This window comes from Paraburkholderia lebeckiae (genome assembly GCF_014201005.1).
GTDB classification, from domain to species: Bacteria; Pseudomonadota; Gammaproteobacteria; order Burkholderiales; family Burkholderiaceae; genus Paraburkholderia; species Paraburkholderia tuberum.
The window spans coordinates 30,570-47,831 of sequence record NZ_JACHDK010000007.1; the positions used below are offsets into that span (position 1 = coordinate 30,570).

General features: G+C 61.4%; 14 protein-coding genes and 1 pseudogene. 5 read left to right on the forward strand and 10 right to left on the reverse strand.

Going from position 1 to position 17,262, the window contains the following annotated elements:
- Nucleotides 1-4 precede the first annotated feature (4 nt).
- The 3 genes from HDG39_RS15090 to HDG39_RS15100 are packed head-to-tail and all read right to left on the reverse strand — an operon-like array spanning nt 5 to nt 4,967.
- A complete protein-coding gene (locus HDG39_RS15090; protein ID WP_184006644.1) occupies nt 5-1,462 on the reverse strand; it encodes a hypothetical protein in 1,458 nt (485 codons plus the stop codon).
- Nucleotides 1,463-1,470: 8 nt separating this feature from the next.
- Nucleotides 1,471-2,586 carry a glycosyltransferase family 4 protein gene (locus HDG39_RS15095; RefSeq protein ID WP_184006646.1) on the reverse strand — a complete coding sequence of 372 codons (1,116 nt, stop codon included), beginning with the start codon at nt 2,584-2,586 and terminating at the stop codon, nt 1,471-1,473.
- 59 nt (nt 2,587-2,645) lie between these two features.
- The gene (locus HDG39_RS15100; protein WP_184006648.1) at nt 2,646-4,967 is read right to left on the reverse strand and encodes a polysaccharide biosynthesis tyrosine autokinase; all 2,322 of its coding nucleotides are present in this window, start codon (nt 4,965-4,967) and stop codon (nt 2,646-2,648) included.
- Between the two features lie 809 nt (nt 4,968-5,776).
- Here HDG39_RS15100 and HDG39_RS15105 point away from each other — a divergent pair.
- Both HDG39_RS15105 and HDG39_RS15110 read left to right on the forward strand, forming a co-directional pair.
- Entirely contained in the window at nt 5,777-6,709 is a 933-nt protein-coding gene (locus HDG39_RS15105) for a helix-turn-helix domain-containing protein (RefSeq protein ID WP_184006650.1), read from the forward strand.
- Nucleotides 6,710-6,767: 58 nt separating this feature from the next.
- A complete protein-coding gene (locus HDG39_RS15110) occupies nt 6,768-7,784 on the forward strand; it encodes an ATP-grasp fold amidoligase family protein (RefSeq protein WP_184006651.1) in 1,017 nt (338 codons plus the stop codon).
- 152 nt (nt 7,785-7,936) lie between these two features.
- Here the strand turns inward: HDG39_RS15110 and HDG39_RS15115 are convergent, their stop codons facing one another.
- From HDG39_RS15115 to HDG39_RS15135, 5 genes are all read right to left on the reverse strand, one after another.
- Nucleotides 7,937-8,644, reverse strand: coding sequence for a substrate-binding domain-containing protein (locus tag HDG39_RS15115; protein ID WP_221305756.1), 708 nt, complete (start codon nt 8,642-8,644; stop codon nt 7,937-7,939).
- A 14-nt stretch (nt 8,645-8,658) separates the two neighbouring features.
- A complete protein-coding gene (gene ligK / locus HDG39_RS15120; protein WP_184006655.1) occupies nt 8,659-9,342 on the reverse strand; it encodes a 4-carboxy-4-hydroxy-2-oxoadipate aldolase/oxaloacetate decarboxylase in 684 nt (227 codons plus the stop codon).
- Between the two features lie 2 nt (nt 9,343-9,344).
- Nucleotides 9,345-10,370 (reverse strand): amidohydrolase family protein, encoded by a 1,026-nt coding sequence (locus tag HDG39_RS15125; RefSeq protein WP_184006657.1) that lies wholly within the window; start codon nt 10,368-10,370, stop codon nt 9,345-9,347.
- 71 nt (nt 10,371-10,441) lie between these two features.
- A complete protein-coding gene (locus HDG39_RS15130) occupies nt 10,442-11,800 on the reverse strand; it encodes an MFS transporter (RefSeq protein ID WP_184006659.1) in 1,359 nt (452 codons plus the stop codon).
- Nucleotides 11,801-12,288: 488 nt separating this feature from the next.
- Nucleotides 12,289-12,552 (reverse strand): tannase/feruloyl esterase family alpha/beta hydrolase, encoded by a 264-nt coding sequence (locus HDG39_RS15135; protein WP_260327875.1) that lies wholly within the window; start codon nt 12,550-12,552, stop codon nt 12,289-12,291.
- An 84-nt stretch (nt 12,553-12,636) separates the two neighbouring features.
- Between HDG39_RS15135 and HDG39_RS15140 the strand changes: the two are divergent.
- Together HDG39_RS15140 and HDG39_RS15145 are read left to right on the forward strand one after the other, a co-directional pair.
- Nucleotides 12,637-12,840 (forward strand): annotated as a pseudogene (locus tag HDG39_RS15140) (hypothetical protein); the annotation flags it as partial.
- A gap of 218 nt (nt 12,841-13,058) precedes the next feature.
- Complete coding sequence (locus tag HDG39_RS15145; RefSeq protein ID WP_184006660.1) at nt 13,059-13,460, forward strand: DUF3597 domain-containing protein; 402 nt, start codon at nt 13,059-13,061, stop codon at nt 13,458-13,460.
- A gap of 264 nt (nt 13,461-13,724) precedes the next feature.
- Here the strand turns inward: HDG39_RS15145 and HDG39_RS15150 are convergent, their stop codons facing one another.
- Both HDG39_RS15150 and HDG39_RS15155 read right to left on the reverse strand, forming a co-directional pair.
- Complete coding sequence (locus HDG39_RS15150) at nt 13,725-13,997, reverse strand: hypothetical protein (protein WP_084754487.1); 273 nt, start codon at nt 13,995-13,997, stop codon at nt 13,725-13,727.
- Between the two features lie 332 nt (nt 13,998-14,329).
- The gene (locus HDG39_RS15155; protein ID WP_184006662.1) at nt 14,330-16,030 is read right to left on the reverse strand and encodes a Na/Pi cotransporter family protein; all 1,701 of its coding nucleotides are present in this window, start codon (nt 16,028-16,030) and stop codon (nt 14,330-14,332) included.
- Between the two features lie 379 nt (nt 16,031-16,409).
- Between HDG39_RS15155 and HDG39_RS15160 the strand changes: the two genes are divergently transcribed.
- Nucleotides 16,410-17,150 (forward strand): 3-ketoacyl-ACP reductase, encoded by a 741-nt coding sequence (locus tag HDG39_RS15160; protein WP_184006664.1) that lies wholly within the window; start codon nt 16,410-16,412, stop codon nt 17,148-17,150.
- The last annotated feature ends 112 nt before the right edge of the window (nt 17,151-17,262 follow it).

Here is a 17,262-nt window from a genome sequence, read left to right on the forward strand (position 1 = left end):
ATCGCTATGCCACTGCCTGCGTCACACCACGTACCACGAGATAAGCCAGATGTTTGGGCGGATTATTACCGGCGCCGTTCACCTGGTCGGGTACCTTGAATCGCACGTTCATCAAATCGTTGTCCCAACTCAATGCCAAATTGCCCGATGTGCTCGCCTCGCCGCTCAGTGCATCGATGAAATCGGCCTGTACCGCGCGTGAGCGCAGCGCCTGCAGCCCGCCGATGGAAATGTTCTGCCAGCCGGCGCTGCTGCTCACCTGCATCACGAGGTCGCCGCCGGAAAGCAAGGCGTTCGCAGCCCCCCCCGGACCGCACTGCAGCGGCTTCGAGAAACTCGCCAGATGCCCACCCGCGGTTTGACGCAACACGATCAAGCTTCGACCGGAAACGTTGTAGGTTCGCTCAGGCGGACCGGGATGGGTGAGACGAAACGGTTCATAGCCGTCCCAGTGATAGATCATCGACAGGTACTTGTCCGGGTCGTCCCAATTCCTGCCGAGCGCCCACACCGCGAAATCAAAGAAATAACGCGGCAAATAGTGCGGGTCTTTCATGTACTCGTTGCCGATCTCCGTTTGCCAGATGCCGCGCGCGGGACCGCTCTTCACATATCGCTGGTACAGCGATTCCATATCGGCAACAGGCAAATAGTGCGTGTCGATGTAGTCGACCCAATCGAGCATGCGCTCTTTCAATACCGGACTGCGATATTCGAGCCAGCGGTGAAAATTATCGAGTCCGCCCTGGTCCGGCCAGCCGCCATACACCACATACGCGCGATAACTGCGAATGATGCGGGCCGCCGGAATATGAATCCGCTCGACGTAATCCTGCATCGCGCGTTCGTACGGTTTCGAGCGTTTTTCGTCCTTGCTGAACTCCGGGCCATGCCAGAACACGGACTGCGGCAAGCCGCCGGACAACTTGCCGGCCGCCTCGTTCCAGATCTGGAAATAGCGCAGGTTATAAGGCGGCGCTGAATACTTGCGGACCACCGCGTCGACATACCGCTTCCACGCGTCCACATCGACCGGTGCCGAATTGCTGTCACCCGGCACACTCGCATTCCATCTCGGCGTATAGCCGAGCAGCAGCAGCGAACCGATTCCATTGCGCTCATTCCGCAACAACACCGACGGCAGATCGCTTTGGAACGCCGAGCCCGTTTTGTCGATGCGCATTGCCTCGCCGGGCCCATGAGGCTGACCGGGGCCGACCGTGTCGCGCCCCCAACTGATGCCCATCGCTCGCCACATCTCGATGTCGGCGGCCGATCCGGCCCAGCCGTTCGTGCCGATCAGATCGGTGATCATGCGAGCGCGCGCGTTGGCGGTCGGTGCGTCCCGTACCAATGCGACAGCGGGCCTGATATTCGACAACGGCGCGGCAGCACCCGCCGCCAACGCGGCGAGTGTGCGCAATGCACGTCTTCTGCCAGCACGGGTCTTCATGCGATCCATGTTCGTGCCTAGTTCGCCGACGCGCGCGGCGTCAGTTCGGCCAGCCGCTCGCCCGTCTTGACATCGAGGATTTCGAGCACCTTTTGCGCCGCACACTCCCAGCGAAACTCGCGCGCATGCAGCAGCCCCGCGCCGCGGTAACGTTGGCGAAGATCGGCGTCGCTCATCATCTGCGCGATTTTTGCGGCGATGTCGTCCGCGGACGTCGCGTCGCAGTACATCGCGGCGTCCCCGCAGGCTTCCGGTATCGACGTGCGCGCGGACGCGATCACCGGACAGCCGCAATACATCGCTTCCAGAGGCGGCAGGCCGAAACCTTCGTACAACGACGGAAACACCAGGCATCCAGCGCTCTCGTACAGAGCCTTCAGCTCCGCGTCCGACACGAACCCTGCCCACACGACCTGCCGCGAATGCACTGGGTGCTCCACGCCAGTGCTGCTGAAGATGCGCGGATTCTTTTTTCCCACAATGACGAATTTAACGTCGCCCAGATGCCCAAGCCGCACGATCGCATCGAGCACGCCGCGCAGATTCTTGCGCGGGTCGAGACTGCCGACGATCACGCAATAAGCGTCCCTGTTCAATTCGAGCCGTTGCAGCACCGAGGGGTCGGCAACGATCCGGTCGAGGTGATCCGCGCCGGGCGCCACCACTTTCACACGCGATTCGTCGATCTTCAGATGATGACAGATACGCATTTTCGAAAACGTCGACACCGTCAGAACGATCGGATGCGTGCGCGGCAATAGCGCGAAACAGATGCGATACCAGAGCCGGAATTTCTTCGAGAAGCCTTGCGGAACGTCATAGACGGCCATGTCGTAAACCATCACGACCTGACCCTGCTTGAACAGTGGACTCGTATTGCACAGACTCAGCAGCGTGACGCCGCGTGCCGCGATCGGTAGCGTGATTTGCTCCCACAACGTGCCGCGCAGCCACGGTAGGCGCCGTTGCCGTTTGAGCAGCGCCCCCGGCTCGACGGCGTTTTGCGGCACGAACACTTCCGGTTCGTCACCGGGCGCGGCGCGCATCTGCATGGCCCGCGTCAGCTCATACGCAACGCGTTGAACACCCGTGATGGACTGCGAAGTAAATTTTCCGTTGATTGCAAAGGCCATCTGGTTCTCCGTTTTACGCCATCGCGAACGCGCTTTACCGCGTTGGGGTCTCCACACGCTCAGGCGCCTCGCGGCGCTTGCTGTCCGACGTCGTTTTCGCCGAAATCGCTGGCATAGTTCGTTTCGTAGCCATAGTTCTTCGTGCTTCGACGCAGCGGAATGCCGTTGAACACCGCGCCCGCGATGCGCCCTTCCGCGCGTTCCACCTTTCTGATCGTGTCAGCGATCTCCTCCTCGCTTTGCATGCCCGAGCGCAGCACGAGCAGAGACGCGCCCGCCTCGTTCGCGACGATCGAGGCGTCGGTCACCGCGAGGAAAGGCGGCGTATCGATGATCACCAGATCGAACTGGCTCGACAGCCGCTCGAGTACATCCTTCAGGCGCGGCCTCATCAGCAGCGCGGCGGGGTTCTCCGGGCGCACGCCGCATGACAGGAACGTCAATCCGTCGATGCGGGTCGAGCGCAGCGCATTGCGGAGCGGCAGGCGTTCGGACAGTACTTCGGAAAGGCCTCCACGATTGCTCTCGTTGAATAGCGAGGCGAGATGACCGCGTCGCATGTCGGCATCGATCAGCACCACCCGTGAGCCGATTTCAGCGTGCAGGATCGCCAGATTCGCGGCGACGAAGCTCTTGCCGGCCGATGGCGTGGGCCCGATGATCATCACGATGTTGTTGCGTGCATGCGCGAGATCGCGCGTGACGGCGGTCCGTACGCTGCGCAGCGCTTCGACCGACGTGTCGTGCGGAAAGCGCGCGGCGAGAATCCTGTTCTGGACGCCGGAATCGAACTGAATTTCGTGCAGACTCTTCTGCATCGGCGGATGGGCGCGCCCGGCTGCTGCCGGCAGCGATTTGCGCCCCGCGGTCGCATCGCGGTCGAGCAGCAGTTGCTGATGGCTGAACAGAACCTCGCCAAACACCGGCACGCTCATCTGGCGCTCGACGTAGCGCGGATCGGTCACGCCGATCATCACGTGGCGGCGCATGAAGACCAACACGACGCCGGACAGGATACCAAGCACCAATCCGCCGCCGAGCACGAGAATCGGCTGTGGCATGACCGGCATATGCGGTCTCATCGCGCGATCGAGAATATGCGCGCCGCCCGTCGTGCTGGCGCGGCGCACCTGCAATTGCTCGGCCTTCTGCACCATGCCGAGATACACCGTTTCCGCGACCTTCTGCGCGCGGATCAGATCGACGCTCTCGCGTTCCGACGCGGGCATGCCGTTGAAATGGTCGGAGAATTTCGCTTTCGCTTCTTTCAATTGCGCCAGTTGCTCGTCGACGTTCTGCACCCAGCGGCTCTGTTCCGTATAGCGCTCGAGCATTTGCGTGCGCTGCAATTGCAGCGCCGCGATCTGCTTGTCGAGATCGAGGCCGCCCTGCAAATAGGCCTGCGCCTCGTTGGTCGGCTGCATCGATTGCGAGCTCGAGCGAAAGTTCTTCAGCGCTTGCTCGGCTTTTCGCAGATCGGCGAGTAGACGCGGGAGTTCGCCGTTAATAAACGCGAGCGTCTGCGTGTCGTTCGATTGCCGGCTCGCCACCGCGGATGCGAGGTATTGCTCTCCCAATGCATTGGCGACGGCCGCGGCTTTGTCCGGACTCTTGTCGCGGTACTGGATTTGCAGCAGCCCGGAGTCTTTCACCTTGTCGCCAATCTTGACGAGATTGGTGAAGCGCTTGATGGCATCGAGCTCATTCCAGCGGATCACCTCGAACTTCGTGCCCGGCCGCGCAGCGAGTTCCTTCACGAGCATCGACACGCCGTTCTGCGTGAGCGGCATGCCAACCGTGCCTCTCGCCAGCAACTCGCCGGACGGGCCGTGCAATTCGAAGGCGCCATTGTCGAGCGCGGTCAAGGTCAGCTTCTCTTCCTCGAGTTCGCGCGGCACGTCGAGCGCGGCGATCTGCACGCGCTCGCCGCCCCATGCAAACGATTTCAGCCCGAGCCACGGCGCCGCGGGCTGTCCCGGTGTAGCGAATTTTTCGGCGATGTCGCCGAGCACGGGAAGCTTGTGCGGCTTCACCGAAATGTCGAAACGGAACTGGTCGATCACCGGCTGCAAAACTGAACGGCTTTCCATGACCGCCATTTCGGTTACCGACGACGGCGTCGGTGGCGGCAACAGTTCCTGGTTCTGCAACGCGAGTCCGAGGGCATTTGGCTCGGGTGGGTCCACGCGAACGATTACGTCAGCGGAATAGATAGGCGTGGCAATCAGAAGATACGCGACCGCGAGCGTGAGGACGACGACCGTCGTCACCACGATCTCCCAGATGTGGTCGCGCATTAGCGTGAGCATCCCGCTGGCACTGAGTTGTCTACGCTCGGTATCAACAGCGGGATAGAGCGAGTTTTGCGGATAGTAATCCACCGGTCTGATCCTTGCAGGTTGATGAAACAAAACGATCGGCGATCGCTTTGCGTCGCCACGTCGCTCTTTATGCCGCCGGCCGGACAGACCCTCGATTGGCTGGCAGCACGGCGAAGCGACGTGCTGTGTCGGGTTAGGTCGGGGAGCCGCGTTCGGGACCTCTCGAACCACGGAAGGCTACACACCTATTGCTTATCCACCGCGGCATTGCCGATTGTTCTTCTCACGAATCAGGGAATGCGAAGCCCGCCATTCACGTAATCCGCGATTGACAATTTCTCTCTCGATGTTGCGGTGAAGCATAGTCCGCAAAGGATCGAGGCATTCGCCGGCGGCCCAAAGTAGGGTGCTATTGGCCGATAATGCGGAGCCTTTTACAAATGAAACAGAAGCCAGAAGGGCTTGTTGCGATCTGCAATTGCTGTAACAGAGTTATACGACAGGCGTCGTACATCGCGACAGAACGCCAATTGCACGGCGCAAGTGCAAAGAATGCAGTTCTTATCCCGCAAATCGCGCCGAATCCAAGCCACTCGGCGCATTCCGCCGATGCCCCGGCGTTTCGCTTGCAAGAATCGCGCTAATTGATGGGGAAAAAAATTCCGTGCAACGTTAATTAGTAGCACGCATTTCCGCGAATAGCGAGGTAAGAATTTCTTGAATCCTGACGATTACGCCAAAACACCCACGCATGCCGGCCAAGCTCGTCTCGCCCAAATCGATGCGCTAATCTCAATGCGTAGATTTTCCTGACTGGAGAAGCTCGCGTGATGAAGCACATTGGTCTATTCGTCTTTCAGGATTGTTCGATGGCAAGTACCGGCGCGATCGGCGACGCGTTCCGGCTTGCCAATGAGTTCAAGAGAACGGCTGGCGAAGAGGCGCCATACCGATTTACCGTGGTATCCGACGGCGGCGGTCTGGTGACCAGTTCCTCCGGCATATCGATCTGGACGCAAGGCCTCGAGCGCTACTGCCTCGCTGATTTCCACGCGTTCTTCGTGGCCTGCCGCGACGTCACCGAAGTCGCGGAATCCAACGACCGCTTTCTGTCGTGGATCTCGCTGCAAGGATCGATTGCATCTTTCGGCATGCAACAGGGTGCGAATCTCGCGGTCGTCTGCAACGATCCGCTGCAATCGATCGTGCCGATTTTTCTGTTCGACGACAGCGGTGACGCCGCGCGCACGCAAAGCAACGTGACGCCGACCGATCTCGCGCTCGCGCAGATCGAACGCGACATCAATACCGACACTGCCCGCAAGATCGGCCGCATTCTGCAAAACGGCTACGCCGAGAAAAGCCGCTCCGAGCTCGACGACGGCAACATCACGACGACGACGGAGAAGATTCGCGAATCGGCGCGCTGGATCAAGGAAAACTACAGCAAGGCCATTTCGGTTGCGCAGGCGGCCGAATCGGTGGCGATGAGCAAGCGCAATTTCCAGCGCCGCTTCAAATGCGAGTTCGGCATGACGCCGCTCGAGTATCTGCTGCGCACACGCTTCGAGATCGTTCGCTCGATGCTGAAGAACACCGATCTGCCGGTCGACAAAATTGCGCGCCGCTGCGGAATGGGCGACGGTAATCGGCTTGGGCGGCTATTCAAGGAGCGCTATGGCATGTCGCCGACGCAATTCCGCGCGCAACAGCATGTGGATTCGGAGGAACGTTGGCTGACGCCGGAGGAAAGCTGGAGTGCCGCGACCGAGATGTTGCGGCAAGCGCCGCTGACGCTTTGATTTCAATTCCCGTTACTCCGAGGACGACTCGTCGACTCGACCGCAAAGGGATTAGAACATGACGATCATCAAATCCGCCGAACTGGCCGCGCAGGACGCGGCCGTCGCGCCGGAAAACATGGCCTCCCTACAGTCCGGTGACAGTGCTCTGGCCGCGCCCTGCGGGCAGCCGGGCTCGCACAGCGGTGCGCATGCGGCGCACGGGCAATCGCCATCTACCGCGAGAAAAATCAAGGAAGCGGCGAAAACGCTATTGCCGGACGCCCTTTTCCTAAGCCTGTTACATCACAAGTGCATTGGCCGCTATCCGAACCTGATTCGGCCGGTGACGTTCAATGAGAAGATCCTGCAGCGCAATCTTCATCCTGATCCGCGCTATATCGACCTGACCGACAAGCTTCTGGTGCGGGAATATATTGCCCGGAAAATCGGCGACAAGCATTTGATACCGCTGATCGCAGTGCCCGATGCATTCACGCCCGAAGTGTTCGACGCACTGCCGGATGCTTTCGTAATGAAAGCCAATCACGGCAGCAGCTACGTCGAAGTGGTGAGAAACAAATCAGAGACCTCGTTCGAGAAGCTGAAGAAGCTCGCCGACCAATGGTTGCGCGCCGACTTCTATTATGTTGGGCGTGAGCGGCACTATCGGACGATCGAGCCGCGCGTTTTCTTCGAGCAACTGCTGCTCGATCGGCGCGGCCAGATTCCGGCGGATTTCAAAATGCACTGCTTTGGCGGCCGTCCTGGCGGGCCGATCATCTATATCCTCGTGATATCGGATCGATTCGGCAACGCGACGCACGGCGACGTGTACGACGCCGACTGGAATCACCTCGATATCGCAATCGGCGACTACAAGCGCAGCGCGTTGCCCGCTCCGCGCCCGCCGCATCTACAGGCCGTGCTCGATGTCGCGGCCCGTCTGTGCGAAGACTTCGACTATGTGCGCGTCGACCTGTATGCGCCGGACGACCTCGTTTATTTCGGCGAACTTACATTTACGCCCGGCGCGGGCGTGCTGCCCTTCACGCCGGACCGTATCGATTACGAGTGGGGCAAACTGCTGGCTTGAATCCGCTTTCATTCGTAGCGTTTTGCCTCCGCCATCCGAGCGGGCGTGCCGATCAGCACTTTCAGCGTTTCGAAGCCGAGCATGCGCTCGCGCAAAGAGATGGAGGCGGAAAAGGGAAGGACACAAGCCTGGGCGGCGAGCGCCGCCCGCCATCAAGCCGGCGACATGCCGTTTTCCAGCTTCGCGCCGTCGACCTCGCGCGAGGCCAGAAACGCCAACAACGCCTGCGCTGCTTCACGCTGGCGCGCCACCGTGCAGATCGCGGCGGTGAAGGTCGTGGTGGACTGGATGGCGGCCGGAAGCTCGCCGAGCACGTCGATGCCCGCAACGTGAATCAATTCGCTCATCTGCTGGAAGCCGAGTGCGACTTCTCCGCGCGCGACGAGCGTGCCGACCGGCACACCTGGCGGCGCCTTCACGATACGCGAAGCGATCTGCCCGGCAATGCCCCAGCATTCGAACAGCTTCAGCAGATGCGTGCCGCTCGGCCCCGTCGAGTAACCAATGCTGCGCGCACCGAGAATCGCGTCGCGCAGCGCTGCTTCGGACGCGATGTCCGGGTGCGTTGTTCCGGCCGCGACCGCGACCGCGATGCCCGAGCGCGCTAGCCCGACGCGGCTCGCCGCATCGACACAACCCGTCACCACGAGCCGCTCGATCGCGTCGGCGGCAAGCACGACGATGTCGAAGACTTCGCCATCCTCGACCCGGCGCGCCGCTTCGACGCCGCCGACCGATTCGACGACGACGCCCTGCCCCGTGCGCCGCTCGTAGAACGCGGCGAGTTCGGCCAGCACCTGGCGCGTGGCCATCGACGAAATGCCCGTGATCGGCGCGCGCATGGCTTGATCGTTGATCATTGCGACCACGCCTGTCAGTCCTTGTAACGCAGTCCGGCCTGCTCGAGCGGCCCGCGCATGTTGTACATGTCGAGACCGAGCACCCCAGCGGCGAGTTTCGCGCGCTTCTCGGCTTCATTGGCCTCGCGCGCCGCAGCCTTGTCGAGCACGGCTCGCGCGGCGGCCGCCGGCACCACGACCACGCCGTCGTCATCGGCAACGACGACGTCGCCCGGTGTGACCAGTGCGCCCGCGCACACGACCGGAATGTTCACCGAGCCGAGCGTCGCCTTGACCGTGCCTTTCGCGGAGATCGCCTTGCTCCAGACCGGGAAGTTCATTTCGGTCAGCACGCTGACGTCGCGCACGCCGGCGTCGATGATCAACGCATGCGCGCCGCGCGCCTTGAAGCTAGTGGCCAGCAGATCGCCGAAGTAACCGTCGGTGCTCTCTGCGGTGACGCCCGCGACGACGACGTCGCCCGGCTGGATCTGTTCGGCCGCGACGTGCAGCATCCAGTTATCGCCCGGTTGCAGCAGCACCGTGACGGCCGTGCCGCTCGCGCGCGCGCCGGTATAGATCGGGCGCATATACGGTTGGAGCAGGCCCGTGCGGCCCATGGCTTCATGCACGGTGGCCGAACCGAGCGCGCCGAGTTTCGCTGCCACGTCCGCATCCGCGCGCTGGATGTTGCGATAGACGACTCCGATTTTATACATGATCACAGCCCCTTCGTTTTCAGCAAGGCGTCGAGACGCGGATAGACGCGCCGCGCGTTACCTTCGTAGATCTTGTAGCGCTGCTCCAGATTCATATCCGCGGCTTCGACGTAGCGCTTCGTGTCGTCGAAATAGTGACCGGTTTCCGGATCGACGCCGCGCACCGCGCCGATCATTTCGCTCGCGAAAAGGATGTTGTCCACGGGAATCACGCGCGTGAGCAGGTCGATACCCGGCTGATGATAGACACAGGTGTCGAAGAACACGTTGTTCAGCAGATGGTCTTTCAGCAAGGGCTTTTTCAGTTCCTGCGCGAGGCCGCGGAAACGACCCCAGTGATACGGCACCGCACCGCCGCCGTGCGGAATCACGAAACGCAGCGTCGGGAAATCGCGAAACAGGTCCGAGGTCAGGCATTGCATGAACGCGGTGGTATCCGCATTCAGGTAGTGCGACCCGGTGGTGTGGAAGCACGCGTTGCAGCTCGTGCTCACGTGAATCATCGCGGGAATGTCGTACTCGACCATCTTCTCGTAGATCGGGTACCAGGAACGGTCCGACAACGGCGGGCTGGTCCAGTGGCCGCCCGACGGATCGGGGTTCAGGTTGATCGCGACATTGCCGTACTGCTCGACGCATTTGACGAGTTCAGGAATACAGGTGGCCGGATCGACACCCGGACTTTGCGGCAGCATCGCGGCCGGCACGAAGTTCTCGGGAAACAGCCGGCTCACGCGATAGCACAGTTCGTTGCAGATCGCGGCCCACGTGCTCGAGATTTCGAAGTCGCCGATGTGGTGTGCCATGAAGCTCGCGCGCGGACTGAAGATCGTCAGATCGAGGCCGCGCTCGCGCATCAGTTTCAACTGGTTGTTTTCGATCGACTCGCGCAGCTCGTCGTCGCTGATCTGCAATTCCGACACCTGCGGCATCCCGGAAGGACTCTTGATGCCTGCTATCTGGCGGCTACGCCACGTCTCCAACGCTTTCGGCGCGGTGGTGTAGTGTCCGTGAATGTCGATGATCACCGTGATTCCTCCGTAGATGAATTTATCCAGCGGCGCCCGCGAAACGCACGCGCGCCGCGTTGCCTCACGCCTCAATGCGCGATATTCGGCTGCGCCACCGTTTCGGCGCCGTCCACCCGCTGGCTCGCCAGGATGGCGATAGCGGCGAGTGTGGCGGGGATCGCGAGCATCGCGAGGATCGCGCCGAACTGCCAGCCGAAGCCGAGCAGCGCGCCGCCGATCGCCGAGCCGAAGATACTGCCGAAGCGGCCCATGCCGAGCATCCAGCTCACACCAGTCGCACGCGCAACGGTCGGGTAGCGGCCGGGTGCAAATGCGTTCAGACCGGTTTGCGCGCCGCTGATGCAGAAGCCCGCGGCAAACACCAGCAATGCGAGCGACGAAGACAGCGCACCGATGTAGCCGAGCCCGAGCACGCACAGTGCGCCGCCGATATACGCGGCGCTGATCACGGGCGCCGGACGCGCCTTGTCCATGAGCCAGCCGACGAGGATCGCGCCGATCGTGCCGCCGATCTGGAACATCGCCGTGACGTTGGCCGCGGTCGTGACGGACAGACCCGCATCCTTCATCAGCGTCGGCAGCCAGCCGGTCAGCAGATAGATCACGAGCAGACCCATGAAATACGTGACCCACAGCGCGATCGTCATCGAGCCATAGCCTTGCGAGAACAGCACGCCGATCGGCTTGCGCGTCGGCAGCGGCGGTTCGTTCGACACGAACACTTCATTGCCCGCGAAGTGCGCGCCGCACACCCGGCCGAGCACTTTGCCGATGCGCTGCGCGGGCGCGCCGCGCACCGCGAGCAGACGGGCCGACTCAGGCAGCAGCCAGATCTGGAACGGGATCAGCACGAGCGGCAGTGCGCCGCCGAAAATCAGCACCGCGCGCCAGCCGTGAACCGGAATCAGCCAGCCGGCCGCGAAGCCGATCAATGCCGAGCCGAGATTGAAGCCCGTGAACATCACGGTGATCAGCAGCGCGCGCTTGCGTTGCGGTGCGTATTCGGACAGCAGCGTCGTCGAGTTCGGCATCGCGGCGCCGAGGCCGACACCGCTGAGCAGGCGCAATGCTGCCATCGAAAACGGCGATTGCGTGAACGCAGTCGCGATCGTGAACACGCCGAACAGAAACACCGACGTAATCAGCACCCACTTGCGGCCGATGCGGTCCGATGCCGGACCCGCGAACAATGCGCCAATCACGAGACCGATCGGCGCCGCGCTCATCACGAGCCCGAATTCGGGGCGCGAAATCGCCCAGTCATGAATGATGGAAGGCGCGACGAAACCCATGATCGCGACGTCCATGCCGTCGGCGGTCACGATCAGAAAACACAGCACGACCAATAGCCACTGGTAGGGCGAAATCGACCGTTCGTCGATGAACTTCTTGATATCAATCCTGTTGCCGCTGGTAGTAATCGTCATCAACACTCTCCTGTCTCCTTCATTGGTCTCATCGCGCGCTCGAAGCGGGTAGCTTCGCAACGTACGTCGACTCCGTAACCATCGTGGCGATGTGCCCCTCCACGGCTTACTCGAATAACTGGCGTGAAGGTACGTTTCGTCCTTCGCGGGCCAAAGCGCGGGTTAACCATAGGGTCGATGCGAGTATCCGCATCCTCAGCGTTCCGCATAGCATCGGCGAAGCCCGTCCGATTCCCGCAAGGCCCTGCTGGACAAGCATTCAAGCCAGAGTCACGGCCCTTCGAAGCGGGCTTTTCGAACGCCTGCTGATGCACACCCTGATAAACAGAACAGATGAAGCGGGAATGAACTCGCATAGAACGGCAGTGAGACGCCCCGCTTTTCCGATCAGCGTGGATGCGCCGCGCTGGTAGCGGATTAGCCCCGTGAAAAAAGAGCCGGCCTCGCGAGACCGGTTGGTACTCAATTACCGTTGTGCGCTACCCGGCTCAGGGTGCCGCGACACCCGGCGCCGGGTACGGATAGACCGGACGCGAGGCCGTCACGTTGTTCGACGAACCGGTCTGATACGTCATCACGGAAGTCGGCACCTTGGCTTCTTCGACCCAGTTGGCGATCTTCGACACGAGGTCGATATTCGGGTTGCCTTGGCCACCTCCACAGTGACCGACGCCCGGCACCCGATACAGACGCGCGAACTGGTCGACGGTCGACGTGCCCATCGTGTTCTGCATCGCTTCGTAGTACTGCATCGTGAACAGCGGCGAGATGTGCTGGTCAGCTCAGCCGTGCCACAGGATCAGCTTGCCGCCGGCAGCATTGAACGCGGACAGGTCCGGGATCTGAAGCTGGCGTACAAGGGCGGCAGCAGTGTGGTGACGGTGCCACCCAACGTGCCCATCGTCACGTTAACGCCCGCGAAGCGCAGCGACCTTACGCCGGGCAAGAAGGCGTTCATTGTCGCTACGCCCGCGTCGCAGGGGACTTATGTTGCGCAACGCGTCGTGGTCGAAAAGAACGGCGTGGTGGCGCCGATGTGAAGGCTGACCTGGGGCTCGGATCGGGCCACGCACGGCGTCATATGTTGACGTGACGCGGGCCGAGTCGTGTCAGGATCATTGCGCGCGGACCCATACGAGCAATCGACGGGTTGACAAAATATTACGTTTTTCACCGTGGTAGATCGCGTAGCATAGTGGGGGTATGTCCTGCGAGCGCCCCCACTCGCATTCGTCATTCAACCGCGGAGATTCCGGAAATGAGTATTTTTGGTGACATCGTGCACAAGCTGTTCGGCAAAGCGAAACCGGACCAACCTCCCCCCGCGACGGAACCCACCCCCGACCCGGCCGCCGCGCAAGCCGCGACGCCCAGCGCTCCCGCCGCGCCCGCGCCGCTGACCGACGTCGACGTGGCTGCCGTGATGGATCAACTCGTCAGCGAAATCGGACAGACGTTGAACTGGCGTACGTCGATTGTCGATACGATGAAGGCACTCGGCGTCGACAGCAGTCTCGAACACCGCAAGCAACTTGCGCAGGAATTGAAGTACAGCGGGGACATGAACGACTCCGCAAGCATGAACATCTGGCTGCACAAGCAGGTGATGCAGGCGCTCGCGGCAAACGGCGGCAAGCTGCCGCCCGATCTGGCAAGTTAAGCAGGACGAAGCAGGCGTCTCGCAGTGAGCGAAGCGCAGCGGAAGTCGCGCAGTAAAAATCATGCAGTAAAAATCAAACACTCAGTCCAGGTTGCCCGGTCGAAGCACGAAACCGGGCAACCGGAAACTTCTCCGCTCGGCAATCAATGCTCGCACAATCCACTGTCGAGAGCGCGCCTTGCACGCGCCGGCGACAGCACGATTGCCGTCCGCCCACGTATCGAAACGCGGGTGACGGAACACATTGCGATGGAATACGCGCGGCTATTGCGCCGCGGTGAGCTTGAGTCCCGGCCGCAACGGCTGGGGAGACTCCAGAGGAGCCTTGCGTTCGTCCGATACCTGTTCGATTCCCTTTCTCGTGACTTCTTCGAGGAAGGTCAGGCGAGCCCGATAGTAATCGGCACGCAGCTGTGCGTCGAGCACGAGCTGTTCGGCCTGAAACAGTTCCATGCGCAAGTTGTTCAGCGCGCGTTCGGCCTGTTTCTCGGGAGTAGGAGCATGTTGTGAAGCCCAGTTAGCAAGCCACCTTATCATGGTGAAGCCCTCCTTGAGTTCAATGCTCTGCTGCGACAAAGGCTATCAAATTATGGATGCGGCGTGTGTTAAATCGCTTCAGGCGTTGCTTATTGTGCGAGCTACTGTGGGTCGTCGCACGATCGACTTCACCGCCGCGCCTTGACTACTGATACCACAACACGCACGAGGCGAAAAAAGCCCGCACAGCAAAGGCGGGCAATCCCACTCTCTTTGAAAGCGTGTCACGAGGATGACACGCCACAAGTTTAGGCCTCGTACAAGCCCAATGTCCGTGTGCTGGCGATCACTTTGCGCGAATATATTATCGGTCTCCAACCATGCGTCGCGCGTTATTGCAGCTCTTGAAGCGCCGCCACATTTTTCGCAATGGCCCGCGCAAACTGCGCGATCTGCCGGCCCTGCTCGATCAGATCCATGGCGATCCGGAACGTGACCACGTCCGCCTTGTCCGCCAGCTGAAGCTTCGCGAGCACGACCTGACGCGCGGTCGCAGCGAGCTTGTCGATGCCCGCCTTCGCGTCGATGACTTTCGCGACTTCTTCCGGATCGCGCGTCTCGATCGTGCGGATCGCCTGCTCGAGATTGCGGATCACCGCCTCGGAAAACTGCGTGGTCGCCGCATCGCGCAGACGCAGCAGATCGATCTGCTGCGTCATTCGTTGTTGTCCGACCGTCATCAGCGTCGTGCCGACAATGCCGCTGATGCTCTCCAGATGACTCGTGACCTGCGTGTAGCCGACCACCTGCTGACCTTCTTCCTCCGAGTGCTGCCGCTGCGACAGGCGGCCGATATATTGAAGAATCTCGAAGGCCAGCCGGTCGCTTTCCTTGTCCTGCTCGAGCATCTGATTGATCTCTTCCATCGTGCCGGTCGACACCATCTGCGAGCCGCGTTGCACAACGTCGAGCACCTGCGCGCCGAGCCGGGTCAGCTCGATACGCACGCGTTGCAGTGCAAGCGCCGGCACCGCCAGCGACGTCTCGTCGAGATACTGCGGATCACCCGCGGGTTTGGCGGCCTTCGCGCGCTTCGGCACGACCCGTTGCGCGAGCCGCGCGATCGGACCGGCAAACCAGATCAGCAGCAGCGTGTTCGCCACGCTGAACAGCGTATGCACATTGGCTACCTGACGCGGCGCCTCGGCCGCGAGGCGTGCAAGCCCTTGCAGTTCCGGATGCGACGGCGATATCCAGCGCACGACCTCCGCCATCTGCGGAATCAGGAAGAGCGCAATCACGACGCCGAGCACATTGAAGATCAGATGCACGACGCCGACCTGCAACGCTTCCGGTGGCTTGCCGATCGAGGCGAGCAGTGCCGTGCCGCAGGTCCCGACATTCGCGCCGAGAATCAGCGTGATGCCGGCTTCGAGCGGCATCAAGCCCTGGCCGCTCAACGCAATCACGACCGCGAGCGTCGCCGCCGAGCTTTGCACGATCGCAGTGAAGACCGCCCCCACGATGACGCCGACGAACGGATTGCGCATGTCCTGCATCGCGTCGATGAACGGCTGATAGGTGCGCAGCGGATGCGTGGACTCGCCCATCAGCTGGATGCCCATGAACAGCAGTCCTAGCCCCATTACGACGCGGCCGATCTGCCGCAGCAGTTCGCGCGGGGCAAACGCGTGCAGCACGAAGCCGATCGACAGCATGTACGGCGTCAGACGCGAAACGTCGAAGGCGATGATCTGCGCGGTGATGGTCGAGCCGATGTTCGCGCCCATGATCATCGGCACCGCCTGAGTCAACGTCATCAGGCCGGCGGACACGAAACCGACCATCAGCACCGTCGTGATGGTCGACGAATTCAGCAGCGCGGTCACGACGGCGCCCGCCACCACGCCGCGAAAACGGCTTGCCGTCAGCACGCCGATAAGCGACTGCAGTTTCGATCCCGCGATCGCCTTCAGGCCGCCGGTCAAGAACTCCAGACCGAGAAGAAACAGTGCGAGGCCGCCAATCAACAGTCCGAAGATCCCAAGGATGTTCAATCTGTCGGGATCGATGTCAGCAAGATAGTCAGTCATCCTGATGTGCCTCTGATGATCACACGAATGGACGCAGCAGCGAGGGACGGCTTCGCGCCCCGGATCGACGACCGTGCAGGCAGTCTGCCGCACGGTGTCCGGGGCAGGTACTTAAGGCTAACGCTAAGGGTAAGAGGAAGACGACGCGCAGGCAAGGACGGGAGGGCGGCCGGCAGTATCGAGCGACCCCGGAGTCCGCAAAGCATGCAACCCGCAATCGACGTAATTCATTGCCCCGTCAAGCAACGATTCCACCCCGTGATTTGGCAGTTAACCCGTAGGTGAAAATGCCCATCGTCCCGGTCGTTGGCCGCTGCCAATAATAGGTCCATCCTCCAATCAGACTTGCTCAACTCACTCCAAACAAGAAGGAGGACTTATGGCAAACCGTGTTGCATACGTAACCGGCGGCATGGGCGGTATCGGAACCGCCATTTGCCAGCGCTTGCACAAAGAGAACTACACCGTCATCGCGGGCTGCGGCCCGAACTCGGCGCGCAAAGCCCGATGGCTGGAAGATCAGAAAGCGCTCGGCTATAACTTCGTCGCATCGGAAGGAAACGTCGGGGATTGGGAATCCACCGCGAAAGCGTTCGAGAAGGTCAGGAAAGAAGTCGGTGAAGTCGACGTGCTCGTCAACAACGCGGGCATCACGCGCGACGGCGTGTTCCGCAAGATGACGTTCGAAGACTGGCAAGCGGTGATCGACACCAATCTCACGAGCCTGTTCAACGTGACCAAACAGGTCATCGAGGGCATGGTCGACCGAGGCTTTGGGCGCATCATCAACATCTCGTCGGTCAACGGCCAGAAAGGCCAGTTCGGCCAGACCAATTATTCGACCGCAAAGGCCGGCATTCATGGCTTTACGATGTCACTTGCGCAGGAAGTGGCGACCAAGGGCGTGACGGTCAACACCGTGTCGCCGGGCTACATCGGCACCGACATGGTCAAGGCCATCCGTCCGGAAGTACTGGAAAAAATCGTCGCGACAATTCCGGTACGGCGCCTCGGCACGCCGGACGAGATTGCGTCGATCGTCGCGTGGATCGCGTCGGATCAAGCGGGCTTTGCGACCGGGGCGGATTTCTCGCTGAACGGCGGTCTGCATATGGGCTAACGGGAACAGCGCCGCGACGCGCGCGGCGCAGCCGTTTTCCGTAATGGACGTTGTCAGGTTCCGTGATGGTGTAGCGGCCGGCGCGAGCCGGCCGCCTCAGTGAGCTTATGAC